Origin of the sequence: Paraburkholderia sp. RL18-101-BIB-B (genome assembly GCF_046026985.1) — a bacterium.
Taxonomy (GTDB): Bacteria; Pseudomonadota; Gammaproteobacteria; order Burkholderiales; family Burkholderiaceae; genus Paraburkholderia.
Genome location: NZ_JARESV010000002.1, coordinates 380,708 through 395,339, shown reverse-complemented (window position 1 = coordinate 395,339; position 14,632 = coordinate 380,708). Strand labels below are relative to the sequence as shown.

At 58.9% G+C, this 14,632-nt stretch carries 14 protein-coding genes; 8 read left to right on the top strand and 6 right to left on the bottom strand.

The annotated features are described in order from the left end of the window. Window positions 1-48 precede the first annotated feature (48 nt). Window positions 49-507 (bottom strand): hypothetical protein, encoded by a 459-nt coding sequence (locus P0D73_RS04835; RefSeq protein WP_408280564.1) that lies wholly within the window; start codon window positions 505-507, stop codon window positions 49-51. Window positions 508-881: 374 nt separating this feature from the next. Here P0D73_RS04835 and P0D73_RS04830 point away from each other — a divergent pair, with 374 nt between their 5' ends. From P0D73_RS04830 to P0D73_RS04820, 3 genes are all read left to right on the top strand, one after another. Beyond that, window positions 882-1,514: a DsbA family protein gene (locus P0D73_RS04830; protein ID WP_408430047.1), complete on the top strand. Its 633-nt coding sequence runs from the start codon at window positions 882-884 to the stop codon at window positions 1,512-1,514. A gap of 503 nt (window positions 1,515-2,017) precedes the next feature. Continuing rightward, a complete protein-coding gene (locus tag P0D73_RS04825; RefSeq protein WP_408175713.1) occupies window positions 2,018-2,311 on the top strand; it encodes a DUF3331 domain-containing protein in 294 nt (97 codons plus the stop codon). Window positions 2,312-2,647: 336 nt separating this feature from the next. Then, window positions 2,648-3,670: a LysR family transcriptional regulator gene (locus P0D73_RS04820; RefSeq protein ID WP_408175712.1), complete on the top strand. Its 1,023-nt coding sequence runs from the start codon at window positions 2,648-2,650 to the stop codon at window positions 3,668-3,670. Between the two features lie 208 nt (window positions 3,671-3,878). Here the strand turns inward: P0D73_RS04820 and P0D73_RS04815 are convergent, their stop codons facing one another. Then, complete coding sequence (locus P0D73_RS04815; RefSeq protein WP_408175711.1) at window positions 3,879-4,589, bottom strand: SDR family NAD(P)-dependent oxidoreductase; 711 nt, start codon at window positions 4,587-4,589, stop codon at window positions 3,879-3,881. 479 nt (window positions 4,590-5,068) lie between these two features. Between P0D73_RS04815 and P0D73_RS04810 the strand changes: the two genes are divergently transcribed. Continuing rightward, window positions 5,069-5,743, top strand: coding sequence for a VOC family protein (locus tag P0D73_RS04810; RefSeq protein ID WP_408430045.1), 675 nt, complete (start codon window positions 5,069-5,071; stop codon window positions 5,741-5,743). 41 nt (window positions 5,744-5,784) lie between these two features. On the opposite strand, the gene P0D73_RS04805 is transcribed toward P0D73_RS04810, so the two are convergent. Then, window positions 5,785-6,741 carry an enoyl-CoA hydratase/isomerase family protein gene (locus tag P0D73_RS04805; RefSeq protein ID WP_408430042.1) on the bottom strand — a complete coding sequence of 319 codons (957 nt, stop codon included), beginning with the start codon at window positions 6,739-6,741 and terminating at the stop codon, window positions 5,785-5,787. 517 nt (window positions 6,742-7,258) lie between these two features. On the opposite strand from P0D73_RS04805, the gene P0D73_RS04800 reads away from it, so the two are divergent. The 4 genes from P0D73_RS04800 (at window position 7,259) to P0D73_RS04785 (ending at window position 11,274) form a co-directional block, all read left to right on the top strand. Beyond that, complete coding sequence (locus P0D73_RS04800; RefSeq protein WP_408430040.1) at window positions 7,259-8,584, top strand: epoxide hydrolase family protein; 1,326 nt, start codon at window positions 7,259-7,261, stop codon at window positions 8,582-8,584. A gap of 324 nt (window positions 8,585-8,908) precedes the next feature. Beyond that, window positions 8,909-9,109 (top strand): copper chaperone, encoded by a 201-nt coding sequence (locus P0D73_RS04795; RefSeq protein WP_408430037.1) that lies wholly within the window; start codon window positions 8,909-8,911, stop codon window positions 9,107-9,109. A gap of 809 nt (window positions 9,110-9,918) precedes the next feature. Beyond that, window positions 9,919-10,860 carry an aldo/keto reductase gene (locus P0D73_RS04790; RefSeq protein ID WP_408430035.1) on the top strand — a complete coding sequence of 314 codons (942 nt, stop codon included), beginning with the start codon at window positions 9,919-9,921 and terminating at the stop codon, window positions 10,858-10,860. A 30-nt stretch (window positions 10,861-10,890) separates the two neighbouring features. Continuing rightward, complete coding sequence (locus P0D73_RS04785) at window positions 10,891-11,274, top strand: nuclear transport factor 2 family protein (protein WP_408175702.1); 384 nt, start codon at window positions 10,891-10,893, stop codon at window positions 11,272-11,274. Window positions 11,275-11,349: 75 nt separating this feature from the next. Here P0D73_RS04785 and P0D73_RS04780 read toward each other — a convergent pair whose 3' ends face one another. From P0D73_RS04780 to P0D73_RS04770, 3 genes are all read right to left on the bottom strand, one after another. Continuing rightward, window positions 11,350-11,754 (bottom strand): RidA family protein, encoded by a 405-nt coding sequence (locus tag P0D73_RS04780; RefSeq protein WP_408430032.1) that lies wholly within the window; start codon window positions 11,752-11,754, stop codon window positions 11,350-11,352. 92 nt (window positions 11,755-11,846) lie between these two features. Continuing rightward, window positions 11,847-13,160 carry an NAD(P)/FAD-dependent oxidoreductase gene (locus P0D73_RS04775; RefSeq protein WP_408430029.1) on the bottom strand — a complete coding sequence of 438 codons (1,314 nt, stop codon included), beginning with the start codon at window positions 13,158-13,160 and terminating at the stop codon, window positions 11,847-11,849. Window positions 13,161-13,192: 32 nt separating this feature from the next. Next, window positions 13,193-14,512, bottom strand: a complete 1,320-nt coding sequence (locus tag P0D73_RS04770) for an MFS transporter (RefSeq protein WP_408175697.1) — start codon at window positions 14,510-14,512, stop codon at window positions 13,193-13,195. Window positions 14,513-14,632 lie beyond the last annotated feature (120 nt).

Here is a 14,632-nt window from a genome sequence, read left to right as displayed (position 1 = left end):
AGATCGATTCATACTTTGGGATAGGTGAGTCCTGAAGACTCGATGTGGCTATTGCTGGCGCGACTGCTTTTCTCGCGACGATGCGACGCCGAGTGCGATCACGCACGCGGCCTTGCTGAAGCATTCGATCGACGAGAAGATTGCTATCGCGAAGGAATGGTTGAATTCCATCGGTAGTGCGGGTGCGATCGCCAACACGCTCGCGCCGCAGAGAAACGCAAAAGTTTCGCGAGCAAAGCGTGCTTTGGCAACGGCAGCGAGACCTGTGCCGAGCACCACGAGCTTCGACAGGAGCAGGGCGACCAACCCCGCGTGTACGTCGGATACACCCAACTCTAGCGGCGCCTCAATCAACGACCACCCGCAGACGACAAGTACGAGCGTTTTGAATATCCGCTCGGAGCGTGCATTTACTGTGTCGGCGTCGCTCTGAATCCAGCGCGGTTTTGACGGGAGCGCGTCGCCGTGCAGACTGATCACCGGATCTGCTGTTTCCCTTGCATTCACGACTCGCCCTCCTGATCGGTGGCGCGCGAGACGCTCGCACTCGCCATGAGATCAAGGTACACGGCCCAGCCGCTGAAAGACATTGTACGAACGGGTGGCATGGCCTCTGAAAAAGCGTGTGGAACTCATACGGCCGTATATCCAATAGGAGCGAAATCCGGTCTCGAGGATGTCGATGCGAGTAGACCAGCTATCGGCGAGTAATGAGCTCCTGGTTACACGGTGTAAAAAGTGAATTGAGGCTAGCCTGGTTCGTGGCACCACGGTTCGGTTCTATGATCCTTTTCGACAGACTTCACCCGGCGGCGTATCACCGTGTTCCTCAAGATCGGCGCAACGGGCCTGCGCAACAGAGAAATTTTACGGAATCAGCTATGAAACTCATATTTGTAGGCGACCCAATGTGCTCATGGTGTTATGGCTTCCACAAAGAGATGGCAACCATCGTAGAGGCGATGCCCGACCTTGAAGTACAGGTTGTGCTGGGTGGCCTGGCCGCAGGTTCCACGCAAGTTCTGGATGACGCGGGCAAGCAGTTTCGCCTGACGCACTGGGCCCGCGTCGAGCAACTGAGCGGCGCGCAATTCAATCGCGACGCGTTGCTTGCGAGGAAGAACTTTGTCTATGACACTGAACCGGTCTGCCGCGCCGTGGTAACGGCCCGTCTGATCAAGCCTACGGTCAATCTATTGACGGTCTTCGGCGCGTTTCAGCGGGCATTCTATGTTGATGGACTTGATACCACGGACGGTCGGATTCTCGCGGAGATCGGCGCGTCGGCGTTGAAGGCGGCGGGGTTCGACGTCGACGCCGATGCGTTCCTCACCGTCTGGTCCTCGGACGAAGCGATACAGGCAACTCGTGCAGATTTCGCACTGACCCGGCGTCTGGGCGTGTCGGGCTTCCCATCGTTGTTTGTTGATCTGAACGGAAAGATTGGGCAGCTCAGTTCGGGCTACGCTACGGCGGCCAGCGTTCAACAGACGCTCATGCGCCTCGCCGCATGAGCGAACCAACTGGGCGCAGACCGTAGGCACGTCGCGCAAGAATGCGGTTGTGCCGGTCGTTGGGCGCAGACACGGAAGCAATCGGGCTCATGCCAGAAATGTTGCCGCGGAAAAAGCCCTTTTCCTAAAACGTGCATTCTGTCCACACCTCAATCGCCATATCATGGCTTCGGAGCAAATACGCGGACGCACGGGCCGATAGATTGACGAGCCGCCACATCGAGCATGGCCGGGGAGAGAGACGCAGCGGCAACCGTACCCAAGGCGCTTGAGTCATTGGGCGTCTGTTCGGTGCGCTTAATGCGTTGTTACCGGCGCGGCGTCCCGTTCAGTGAGAATTAAACGTTACGTTTCGATTCGTAAGGAGCGCGGCCATGCTGGTTAGCCAAGTCGACCCGTGGGTTCAGACGATACGACTGTTGTCATCGGGATTACGATGCCCGAATGCGGGCGTTGATACGACGCCCGTGCCAAAACGCGGATCATCCTATGGTTTCGAGGCGATGCCAGGTACTAGCGGCTTGCCTCACCTGAAGGTGAGTCTGATTGAGCGGACCACCTCGCTCACCGTGACCATTGCGTGGCGGGACCCGACGAGCTGCTTCTACGGCGCCCAGGTCTGGCGGGTCGCGAACGCCAAGGTATCAGGGACATGCGTGTTGAGCGGGCAACGGATCAGGCGCGGGGACCGCATATTTCATCCGCAGCGCTCGAAACCCGCACCGGTCAATGCCCGCGCGATGATCCTCGAATCGGCCCTCAATGCGATCGAACCGTTGCAGGCGAGCCAGGTCTAGGTGTCCTCCTTTTCGCCAGCTGATTTTCTTCCTGTATTCCCGCCCTCGCGAAGTGCCACGAAGCTTCGCTAGCACATCAAGCGGTGCGATAGCCGCGTCCTGAGATCAAGCGGAAGTTGCCGAAGGAGCATTCGGACTGGATTGGTGCGCGCATCCGAACGTATTAGTCGAGCACGCGAGCGCACGATGCGCTACACCATATCGGACGATGGCGCCACGCGGCGATCGCGCTTACCCTGCATTCGTTTCCCGGTTGTTTGGATTGCGTCGCCAGTGACGATCCACGGCACCTGAATACTCTGCTCTACATCTTTACATCGACCAGTGAGGTGCGAGATGGACCAGCTTTACATGTTGCGTGCATTCGTTGCTGCCGCGCGGTATCAAAGCTTCAGCAAGGCTGCGGAATCGCTGAATGTGACCACAGGGTCGGTATCGAAGGCGATCGCCAAGCTCGAAGGGTGCATCCAGACGAGGGTCTTGCTTAGAACAACAAGGTCCGTTTCTTTGACTGAAGCGGCACAGCCCTACTATCTGAGTTGCTGCCGTTTGCTCGAAGAACTCGACGAAGCGAACCGTCGCATTACGCGCTCGCGTGAAGTCGACAGTGGCAAGTTGCGGCTGATCGTGCATCCGATGCTGATGAGCGAAACCTTTGCACGCCTGGTGCGGGGCTATCACGCCATTGCCCCTAATGTGAATCTGATCGTTTCCGTTCAGGAGGGGGCCGCAAACCTGTATGACGGCCGATTCGACATGGCGATTCTTCCGCCGCATCTTGTCGAGCAGTCTGCCGTGATTCGCCGCACATTGTCGAGGTCGCAGCGCATCTTTGTTGCAGCGCCCGCTTATCTTGAGCAGTACGGTATTCCTAAAACCGCCGCCGAGTTGACCCATCACTTTCTTCTGCTGGACACGGATTCACGGAAAAAGGGCGTGGATGTTGTCGATCTGTTGGAGAGCGAAGCGCGGGTGAGCGTGTCTCCCATGTCGTCGATGGACGGGAACGAGATATTGCTTAGGGCAGCGGCACTGATGGGGACCGGTATTGCCGCATTGCCTGAAACCATGGTGCGTGAGGATATCGAAGCCAGGCGCCTTACGCATATCTTGCCGCTGTGCACGACATCCGACAACAAGGTTGAGATCTGTCTCTTCTACTCGCACCGGGAACTGCTTCCGGCGAGGCTCAGGACATTCGTCGATTATTGCACCCAGTTTTTCAGATCGTCGGCTCGACATGACGTCAAGGAGGTAGAGACGGTTTTGCCGTTGAAGGACTATCGGGAAGATTACGGTTGGCGGCCGGTTGAGGCGCGGTATGCGCGGCCTTCGCCGTTCGAACAGGTGGGTCGGTGACGCTGGCATCGTCGCAATGAAGTCCCTCGCCAGGCAAAGCTGGATCGTCATCTGTGCGGGTCGAAATCGAATTCGAGTCTGATGCCGCCGGGTTCATAGACCGTCGTGGCGATTGGCGTGATGTTCTCCTTGATCCTGTTCGACAAACCGGTTGCAGGCTAGCGGCGTCCGGTCGTGCGGACCGGAGCCTGCTATTGCACGGTCGCGCTTAGTGGCCAGCGCTCTGGCCGCCGTCGACGTGCAGGATCTCGCCGGTGACGAAAGGGGCGGAATCCAGATAAAGGATCGCGTTCACGACATCGCTCATTTCGCCCATATGACCCATCGGATGGAGCGCGCCGAGCGCCGCATGCGTTTCCGCCGGATGCATCGGCGACCTGATGATGCCCGGCGAAACCGCGTTGGCACGAATGCCGCGTTTGGCGTATTCGATCGCGAGGGAGCGGGTTGCCGCGTTCAGGCCGCCCTTGGTGAGCGCGGCGAGTACGGCAGGCACGCCGTCGATCGCGTGGTCGGCCAGGGTGGTGCTGATGCTAACGACGTGGCCGCTGGCATGCTTCTCCATATCAGCGATGGCGAGCTGCGTGATGTAGAAGAAGCCATTCAGGTTCACACCTGTGACCGCTGCATAGTCTTCGGCGGTATAGCTGGTAAAAGGCTTGGCGACGAAGATGCCGGCGTTGTTCACGAGCGTATCGATGCGGCCGAAGCGCGTCACGGCTTCGCCGATCACGCGGCGGGCGGTTTCGGGGTCGGCGATGTCGCCGGCCACGGTCAGGATATTCGGATCCTCCGACGGCTTGATGCTGCGCGCGGTGGCGACCACGCGATAGTCGAGCTTGCGGAACGCCTTGACGACTTCTGCGCCGATGCCTTGCGACGCGCCGGTAACGACGACGACCTTTTGTGACGTGCTCATAGAGAACCTCCAAATCCATTGAGTGGGCTCTGTTGCCGATCGGGTCCACGGCTCCGATAAGGGGCTAATCTAGGCGCTTTGGCGCTGGGTTCGAATACCCTCCAGCGACAAACAGACTTGCGTGTGAGGAACAAGTCAGGCGCGACGGGCACGGGTTGAAGGTGTGCGGCCACGATGGCGGTTTCCGCACAGACGGTAAGTTGTCTGCAGCGTCACACCGGCTAGTACTTCGCAAGGCATTTGCTCTCCCGGCACTCGTGAGAGTTGTTCATTTTTGATTTTCCTCCTTTAATCTTTATTGGCACGGAGGTTTCCCGGAGACTTCTCACATTAGCGACCGGCCCTTTGGTAAGTCATCGGATACAACAATCCGATCAGGCCGAAAACTGGAATTGGATATTCCAGATCAGGAAGGCTAGTCGCCGAGATCGCAAACGTATGAGTCACCCCTTGAATCACCGAAACACGAGGAGCCTGACATGAGCGATGCGCAAACAACCAACCAAGCCGACACGGCTGCCGGTACAGCGCGGATGGTCGACATGAAGCTCGAGATTGTTGTCATCCCAGTCTCCGACGTCGATCGCGCGAAGGAGTTCTATGCCAGGTTAGGTTGGAGGCTCGACGTCGATATCGCGAAGGACGAGCAGTTTCGAGTTGTCCATTTCACGCCCCCAGGCTCGCAATGCTCGGTCCTCTTCGGCAAGGGCGTCACGACTGAAGAACCGGGTTCGGTGCAGGGACTTCATCTCATTGTGTCCGATATAGACAGGGCGCAGGCAGAGCTTGTCGAGCGAGGCATCGACGTGAGCGAAGTCTTCCATGACGCCGGCGGCCTTTTCCACCGTGCGGGCGAGGAAGGACGCGTGAGCGGCCCGCAACCGGAACGGCGCAGCTACGGCTCCTTTGCCTCGTTCAGCGATCCTGACGGAAATGGCTGGGTCTTCCAGGAAGTGACCACTCGACTCCCTGGAAGGGTGGACGCGCAGGTCACGACATTCGCTTCGGCAATAGAACTCGCAGGGGCGCTACGGCGCGCCGCGGCCGCGCATGGCGAGCATGAGAAACTCTCCGGACAGCATGACGAAAACTGGCCGGACTGGTACGCCAGCTATATCGTCGCCGAGCAGGCCGGCACGCAGTTGCCGACGTAAGTCTGGCGGTTGATAGCTCGGCCAACTGCGAAGCGCGTGGATTACTTGTCCGGTTGATTGACTTTGCCGGTGTACCGGTCGAGATGAATTTCCACGTCAGGCTTTTTCTGCAATCCAAGTTCCATCAGCTTCTTGATATCCTGCTGCGCCGCTGGACGTTGTACGGAGGTAATGAAAGCGTCCCACTGTGGCCCAACCTCGCTATCAGGAGGGAGAGTGGAGATGTTGACGAAGTGCTTGATCTCCCCGATGGTCTGCTTGTCGAAGGATGCAATGCGGCGAGCCAGGGTGTCGACGAACTTATCCAGTTCGGCATCCGGAAGTGAGCGGTTGACATAGCCATATCGTTCGGCAAGTTCGCCGTTGATATCGTTGCCGCTCAGCAGAATTTCCAGTGCGCGGCCTCGCCCCATCAGACGGGGAAGACGGGACATCGGTCCGCCGCCGGGAACGAAACCGGCGCCTACTTCGAATTGGGAAAGCACGGCTTTTTCGCGGCTGGCGAAGCGCATGTCGGACGCAAGGGACAACTCACTGCCAACGCCCGTAGCCCGGCCCCGGATCGACACGATCGACACCACGGAAGAGCGGCTCAGGCGAGTCAGCATATCGGGTAGCGGCGGCATGCCTGTCGGGCCGGGGGGCATGCGCGTCGTGACTTCGAGGGGCGGCACAAAGTCATAGTGAGTCAGGAAAAAACCGGGTACTGAGCTGTCGAACACCACGACCTTCAGTTCGGGATCGTTCTCTATCTGGGTGATCACGCTGTTCAACTGCGGTATGGATTCCGGACCGAAGATATTGAACGGCGGATGGTCGATGGTGACGCGCCAGTATGCCGGCGTCACGCGTTTGATCTTGAACTCCTGCTTCGCGCCAGATTCCGGTTGCGTGCTTTGATTTGCGGCGGTGCTTGCCTGGTCGTTCTGTGCTATCGCGCTGCCGTTGTGAAACAGTGCGCCTGCGGCCATTGCCACCACCAAGTGGGTCAGTTTCATGTTCGCTTCCTTTTTGATGCTGATGAAATTCGCGGAAGAAAGAACGCGCGGGGCATTCGGTCCACAGGAATTAGTGTAGGCACCCACTCGGCAGATACCAATGAGCATGACTGCATCGGTCAATCAAGAATCAGGACACCATATTGAGCGGTGTGAAGCAATGCCGGATTGTGTAACCGATACTGTCGCCGACGCATAAAACTCGCCAGCGTCTTTTCGCGCATCGTGTCCACACGGCAATGGCCAAAAAAGCCTGGCGCAACGGATTTGTTCGCGATCGACACAACTGTTGTTCTAACTTGGCCATTTACCCGGAGGGCTTGCTTCCACACAATCGCTACAACTACTGCGAACGGCGGTTTGCGGTCGGTTGAAGCGATAACGATGCGAGGCTTGCCAACTGGCTGCCTCTATAGACGACTCAATTGGACAATCGTGAACGTGTTTGCCCAGGATATTGCGTTGCCGCCACGCCCATCGCTCCACCTCATCTGATTCATTGCCAACAGGAGCTTGTATGGCTGACGATATCCTTCCCCAAACCCCATCGCGCCGTCGCTTTATCGGCGTGGCGGCGGCGGCCGCAATTGCGGGCTCATTGAGCCGACTTGCTTTCGCGGATACGAATCAAACCATCACTGAAGTCACGAAGTCGAGCGGCGGTGACAAGACCGCTATTCGTCGACTCCGCGTGCACGCGCCGGAATCGCAACTCATCGATTTGAAGAGGCGTATCAAGGCGACCAGGTGGCCTGAGCGGGAGACCGTGACTGATGCGTCACAGGGCGTGCAACTCGCGACAATGCAGAAGCTCGCACGGTATTGGGCGACCGACTATGACTGGCGCAAAGTCGAAGCGAGGCTGAACGCGTTGCCGCAGTTCGTCACCGAAATCGATGGGCTCGACATTCATTTCATCCACGTTCGTTCGAAAGACGCCAACGCGTTGCCGGTTATCGTCACGCACGGGTGGCCCGGTTCGATCATCGAGCAGTTGAAGATCATCGGTCCGCTGACCAATCCGACCGCTCATGGCGGGATGGCGTCGGACGCATTCGATATCGTGATTCCGTCGCTCCCGGGTTACGGGTTCTCAGGCAAACCGAGCGCGACCGGCTGGGACCCTGCTCGCATTGCACGCGCGTGGGTCGTACTGATGAAGCGGCTCGGATACACGCGATATGTGGCGCAAGGCGGCGATTGGGGAAATGCTGTCACGGAGCAGATGGCCCTGCTTGCGCCACCGGAACTGCTCGGCATTCACACCAACATGCCGGCCACCGTACCGGACAATATTGCAGAGGCGCTCAAGTACGGCAACCCGCCGCCGGCCGACCTCTCAGCCGACGAGCGGCACGCTTACGACCAGCTCGACTTTTTCTACAAGCACGGTCTTGGCTACGCCCAGGAGATGACGAACCGTCCGCAGACGTTGTACGGAATTGAAGACTCGCCTGTCGGCCTCGCCGCGTGGATGCTCGACCACGACGCCGCCAGCCAGGCACTTATCGCGCGCGTATTTGACGGTCAGTCCGAGGGGCTGACGCGAGACGACGTTCTCGAGAACGTGACGCTCTATTGGCTCACGAACACGGGAATTTCTTCGGCGCGGTTGTATTGGGAAAACAAGCTCAACTTCTTTGCTCCCAAGCACGTCGCCATTCCGGTTGCCGTCAGCGTATTTCCCGACGAGATCTACGCTGCCCCGCAAAGCTGGACAACGAAGGCATATCCCAAGCTGATTCACTATAACCGCCTTCCAAAAGGCGGACATTTTGCAGCCTGGGAGCAGCCGCAAGTTTTCTCGGAAGAGATTCGCGTGAGCTTCCGGTCGCTGCGTTGAGCGCAAAGGTGCGGGTGACGTCGTCCCGGCCGTTGCTGAAACGGCTGACGGGTCCTGGAAGCGCTCGTTCGCCGACCTCTTACTTACTGGAAGCCGACGACGGGAAGACGCGCGCCACACACATCTTGTCGCACGCAACAAGACGCCGGTTCAATGCGCACTGTCTTGTCCGGCATACGTTGCAACATGCCTGTATCAACAACTGGCGCAGCGCTTCGTCGACCGTCGAATGTGTAGTGGGTACAATCAATATGCGGACCCACTGACGCTGATGAATCGATAGGTCCTGCTTTATTCAAGCGTTGTTGACTGGAGAAGTGACAAATGAAATTCTCGATGAAAAACGAAATCCGTTCAGACGATGTGTCAACGATTGAGCATGCGATGAAGAGTGTCGACGCCGACGCGAAAGTCAACGTCGACATTGACACCAAGATGGTAAGCGTCGATTCATGGCTGATGCCCGAAGAGTTTCTCGTCGCTTTCGAAGACGAGAACTATGAAGTCACCATTGTCGAAGCGTAGACACGTGTGAGACTGAATTCAATCACAGCGGCTGTAGGGGGGGCGTGGGGCGTTTCATGGTGGTGGTCACGCGGTCACGCGTGGTTCGAATCCAATTGGCTGTTCCGGGCCAGCGGCGCTTTTCTTTTGGACGCTCGGCCACCGCTAAATTTGCAGAATCCTGGTATTTGCAAAGTCGAGGCGGCTGACCGGAAAAAGCTGTCAATCTTACTCGACGCGGAGATGGGGACGTGAACAGGATCGCAGTGCAAGCGCGCCACGCTGACCTTGATCACGCAACAGTTGGCCAGCGGTGAACAGTACGGATGCTTTGTTGCATGGACTGCATTCACACCAACTACATGGCGTACTTTTCCGGAACCGTCCGCTGCCGCGCAGTGATTCATTTGCTACACTTGATCAGGAAGCAGACCTGTTTGGCGCTCCGTTAACTCTGACGGCGGCGGCTGAGTTGCGAATCGGCGCGCCCCGATTTACCGGCTTCAACTTCTGCACGTTCAACATCAATCCGACCTGAGAAAGAGAAGGGCTTCAGCGCCACCGTTCTGCTCGCTCGGGTTGTCGAGCGACGCCGACTTCTCTGCCAAAGCTACGACGTCGAGCCTGACACTAGAGCGGCACTTCATATACCCTTAAGTAAAGAGACACGGTGTAAGCGGTTCACGAATTCGTCGGCCAGGAATCGCTACGAAGCGGTTGTCCGACTCGAGTACGTTGAGGTTTTTTCCGTTCATGGACCTGGCGCCGCAATTGCGGACCCATGCGTCGGTCCTTCGTTGCAAGGCATGAAATAGTGTGGAGATGTCGACATGATTGAGTCTTCCGATTTCCGGAGCAAAAAGTTAGTGCTGAATCACGGAGGCGGGCGGATGCCCGCGCTCGGATTCGGCACGCTGATTCCCGATTCAGCTACGACTATCAGCGCTACCAGAGACGCGCTGGAGGCCGGCTATCGGCACTTCGATTGTGCCGAGCGATACCGTAACGAGCGCGAAGTGGGCGAAGCGCTGCGGATAGGGCTTGCCGCCGGAGGGATTGCGCGCGAAGACATCTTCGTGACTACAAAATTGTGGAACTCCAATCATCGGCGCGAGCGTGTCGAACCGGCTTTCGAGGCAAGTCTTGAAAGACTCGGGCTCGACTATCTCGATCTCTATCTGATACACACGCCGTTCGCATTTCAAGCGGGGGATGAGCAGGATCCACGCGATGCAAACGGCGATGTCATCTACGATAAAGGCGTGACTTTGCTGGACACGTGGAGGGCGATGGAAGATCTCGTCGACTGCGGAAGATGCCGGGCCATCGGACTGTCCGATATTGGCCTGAACGACCTGCGGCCTCTCTATGAATCTGCACGAATCAAGCCGGCTGCGGTGCAGGTCGAAGCCCATCCGTATCTTCCGGAAACGGAACTTCTGGAATTCTGCAAGGAGAGAGAGATCGTGTTTTTGGCCTTTGCGCCATTGGGTCACGGAATCAGGCCGGGGCCGCTTGAGGACCCGGTCATCTCGCGGATTGCAGCACGAACTGGAAAGACGCCAGCCCAGGTACTGCTTGCCTGGGCGATCCAGCGCGGCGGAGCTTTGCTCACCACCCCTAAAACGGCGACCCGTGCGCGAGAGAATTTCGAAATCTCCGCGCTGCCAGCAGATGCATTCGACGAGATCAACCAGATTGAGACGAGGCAGAGGTACAACGAAGTCGTTAAGACGGGCAGCCCCGGGTTCATTCCGCGGCGTACGCAATAGATAGATGTGAACGTTATCCGGAGGCACGCCATGCAGGAAGACAAGATACGTGAAGCTCTGGACGCGCACTGGAGCGCGTCGGCGGCGGGCGATCTCGACGCGGAGCATGATATTTACGATGATGATGCCGTCTGTGACTATCCCCAATCAGGTGAGCGAATTATCGGGCGAAGCAATTTGCAGGCACTGCGGAGCCATCATCCAGATAAGCCATCAGGCTTCAATGTCAGGCGGATTCAAGGAGAGGGTAATCTCTGGGTCACGGAATACACCATCGCCTATGAGGGGCGAGCGGCGTACACGGTAAGCATCATGGAGTTCTGCGACGGCAAGGTCATTCACGAGACCCAGTATTTTTCCGATCCCTTCGAGGCACCGGGTTGGCGGAGTCAATGGGTTCAGCAGATCGCGTGACATCGCGTGACGTCGCGTTGCGGCGCGATATAGCGCGCGGTAACGCTCGATCGAGTCCTCCGTGATCGTCTCGCGTCAGGCCTTGATTGCATGCACGACAATTTCGATCAGACAATTCTCGCCAAGCAGTTCCTTGACGACCACCGTCGCCCGATTCGGGTAAGGCGGCGCCGTGAAATAGCGCGCGTAGACGCGGTTCATTTCCGGCGCGTCGGCCTTGTCGACCAGATAGATGGTCATCTGCGCGACATGCGCGAGGCTCGATCCTGCGCATTCGAGCACATGCTTCAACTGGTCGAATACGCGTGCGGCCTGCATCTCGATGTTGCCTTCTCCGCGTGGCGCGAAGGTCTGCGGATGACGTGGCACCTGCACGGTATAGATCACATCGTCCGCGACGAGTGCGTTGCTGATAGGGGCGGAAGGTGGATTGACGATGTTCGATTTGACCAGCTGCAGCCTGTTTGCAGAAATGATCAATTTCGTGCTCCGGTAGTGAGTTCGCGCTGAAAGTGCTGGACTTGCCCCCGGACCGGGGGCGCCGCGACACGCTCGGCGTGCGATAGATCAAGCTACGCAGCCGCGACATCCGACGCGCCGTCGTGCATTTGCCGTTGATACTTGCGCATGGACATCGACACGGCGATTCGACGCAGCGGCTCGGGTGGAATCCACGTGGGCGTGGCCCACGCCATGCAGCGTTCCAGCAACGGACTGCTCTGGCCGGCAATCTGTTCGGCCAGCAACCGGCCCAACAGCGACATCTTGATGATGCCCGAGCCATTGCAACCCGAGACACCATACATTCCCGGTGCCACCTGGCCGAAGAAGGGCGCGCCATTGCGCGTCAGGCTCACCGCACCGCCCCAGACGTACTCGAGATCATGCCGCCGCATCTGCGGGTAGCGCATCCGATACGCCTGCTGCAACATCGCCTCGATCTCTGCATTGTCCTGTTCGCGGTCGTACGAAAAACCGGTGCGGATCATATACCGGTTGCCGTCGACCTTGCGCGTCGTCGCGCCCATGCGCTCGGCCGGCACCAGGCCCCAGTCGCTCGCGCTGCCCAGGTGGGCCGCTTCATCATCCGGCAACGCGGGGGTCAGCGCGGCATAGGTGTACACCGTAATCTGGCGACTGCGCGCCAGACCGAAGCGACCGAGAAACGCGTTATTGGCAAACACCACCACGTCGGCATCGATACGCGCGCTTGGTGTCTTCAGCCTGTGTGGGCGGCCGTGCCGCACGTCGAGCACCGGCGTATGCTCAGCCAGCATCACTTGCTCGGGCAGCGCATCGGCCAGCCCTCGTACCAGTGCGGCCGGCTGCACCAGGGTACAGCTCGGCATCCAGAGGGCATGGCGATAAAACGACGTGCCTAGCGTTTGCGTTAGCTCCTCTCGCGTCAGCGCCTTGAACGGTACGCCTAGCGAAGTCAGTTGCGTTGCCAGTTGCCGCAGTTCGGCTTCTCCCCGGGCCGTCGTTGCCCCCTTGTAGTTGCCACAGGTACGCCAGCTGCAATCGATATGGTGCTGGGCTACTAATGCTTCGAGCCATGCATGCCCGGTCTGCAGCAGTGTCTTCTGCCACTCGGCTTCGGCCGCATTGCGGCTGCCCTGGATCTTCGCGTACGGCAGGTTGATCATGAAACCGGAGTTCCGGCCGGCAGCGCCATCGCCGACCGTACCGCTCTCGAGCAGCACGATCGGTTCGCCGGGAAACGATTCGGCCAATTGCCGCGCGGCGGCGATGCCGGCATAGCCCGCGCCGATTACGGCAAAGCGCACGCGGTGTTCGCCTTCGAGCCCGGCTGCGGGTGTCCGCCGCGGCGGCAGCAACTGGTTCCAGCCGCTGGGCCGGGCATAACGGGGATAAGTGCTTCGCATGACTTGGAGATTCGGCGTCGAAAGAAAGGGGTTCACGTCAACTGGACGTTGCGCGTCTCGCGCAGAAAGAACAGCGGGATCATCGATATCACGCAGCAGGCGATCACGAGATAGGCCGGCGCGAGCGAGTCGCCTGTCACGCGAATCAACCAGGTCGCCGTGAATTGCGCGAAGCCGCCGAAGATCGCCGCGCCGATGGCCTGCGCAATACCCATGCCGCTGGCCCGTACCTTGGCGGGGAAATTCTCCGTCACCAGCGTGTAGTTACCCACCGCGCACATGGCAGCCAGGATGGCCAGGCCACCGAGCATCAGCACCAACGCCCACATCGGCGGCTGCAGGTTCATCGCATGGAAACACGGTATCGCCACCGCGATCGACAGAATGCGCGAGCCCCACGCCAAAGGCTTTCGGCCGATCCGGTCGCTCAATATGCCGAGCAGCGGACTGGCCACGAAGGTCACGATGCCACTGACGATCACCGCCGCCAAGGCGAGATGCGCCGGCATGTGCAATTGCACGATGGCGTAGGTCGGCAAATAGATAATGAAGATGTACGAAGTAATCTGCGAGCCGGCCTGAATCAACGTGGACATCACCAACATATTCCGGTGGCTGGCCGCCAGCTCAGTGAGTGCGCTTTCCGGATGCCGCTGCGCGTCCGGCACCATCTCGCGAGCATAGGTTTCCTTGAGCCGGCGCCGGATATACATGCCCATCGGCGCAATCAGCATGCCGACGACAAACGGCAAGCGCCATCCCCACGATGCTAGCGCCGCCTTGTCCAGCGTTTGCGTCAACGTGAACGAAATCAGCGCAGCAGCCAGCACCGCCAGGCCCTGGCTCGCCATTTGCCAACTGATGTAGTAGCCGCGCTGATGGTTCGGGGCGGCTTCAGCCAGCATCGAGGTCGCCGCGCCTACTTCACCGCCAGTGGAAAATCCTTGAAGGATTCGGCCCAGAACAATCAGCGCTGGCGCGAACACGCCGATCTGCGCATAGGTTGGCGTGAAAGCGATGATCGCGGTGCCCAGTGCCATCAGTGACAAGGTCAGCAACATCGCTGCTTTGCGTCCACGGCGATCGGCATACGCCCCCAGCACGATACTGCCCAATGGCCGAAACAGGAAACCCACGCCAAACGTCGCCAGCGACGCCAGCATCGAGCCGACGTCGTTACCGACCGGAAAGAATGCGCGGCCGATTTGGGCCGCAAAAAAACTGTAGATCAGGAAATCATAGAATTCGAGTGCATTGCCGATCGTGGTGGCCGCGATGATTCGCCGCCTCGATAGCGGCGACGAATCCGGTACATGAGTGACGCCGCTGACGCCGAATGCGTTATCCAACATGAAGTCTCCTCCTGGTCGATGATGGCGAGATACGCGCCGGCGAAAGCACGCCGTCACGCGCGGGCACGCATGCCCAGTAGCCGCCGGAATGCAGTGGCGCTCCCGGTTTTGTTCTGGTTG

Coding starts and splice junctions, on each gene's coding strand:
- P0D73_RS04830 (WP_408430047.1), top strand. CDS start 882: ATGAAACTCATATTTGTAGGCGACCCAATGTGCTCATGGTGTTATGGC.
- P0D73_RS04825 (WP_408175713.1), top strand. CDS start 2,018: ATGCCAGGTACTAGCGGCTTGCCTCACCTGAAGGTGAGTCTGATTGAG.
- P0D73_RS04820 (WP_408175712.1), top strand. CDS start 2,648: ATGGACCAGCTTTACATGTTGCGTGCATTCGTTGCTGCCGCGCGGTAT.
- P0D73_RS04815 (WP_408175711.1), bottom strand. CDS start 4,589: ATGAGCACGTCACAAAAGGTCGTCGTCGTTACCGGCGCGTCGCAAGGC.
- P0D73_RS04810 (WP_408430045.1), top strand. CDS start 5,069: ATGAGCGATGCGCAAACAACCAACCAAGCCGACACGGCTGCCGGTACA.
- P0D73_RS04805 (WP_408430042.1), bottom strand. CDS start 6,741: ATGAAACTGACCCACTTGGTGGTGGCAATGGCCGCAGGCGCACTGTTT.
- P0D73_RS04800 (WP_408430040.1), top strand. CDS start 7,259: ATGGCTGACGATATCCTTCCCCAAACCCCATCGCGCCGTCGCTTTATC.
- P0D73_RS04795 (WP_408430037.1), top strand. CDS start 8,909: ATGAAATTCTCGATGAAAAACGAAATCCGTTCAGACGATGTGTCAACG.
- P0D73_RS04790 (WP_408430035.1), top strand. CDS start 9,919: ATGATTGAGTCTTCCGATTTCCGGAGCAAAAAGTTAGTGCTGAATCAC.
- P0D73_RS04785 (WP_408175702.1), top strand. CDS start 10,891: ATGCAGGAAGACAAGATACGTGAAGCTCTGGACGCGCACTGGAGCGCG.
- P0D73_RS04775 (WP_408430029.1), bottom strand. CDS start 13,160: ATGCGAAGCACTTATCCCCGTTATGCCCGGCCCAGCGGCTGGAACCAG.
- P0D73_RS04770 (WP_408175697.1), bottom strand. CDS start 14,512: ATGTTGGATAACGCATTCGGCGTCAGCGGCGTCACTCATGTACCGGAT.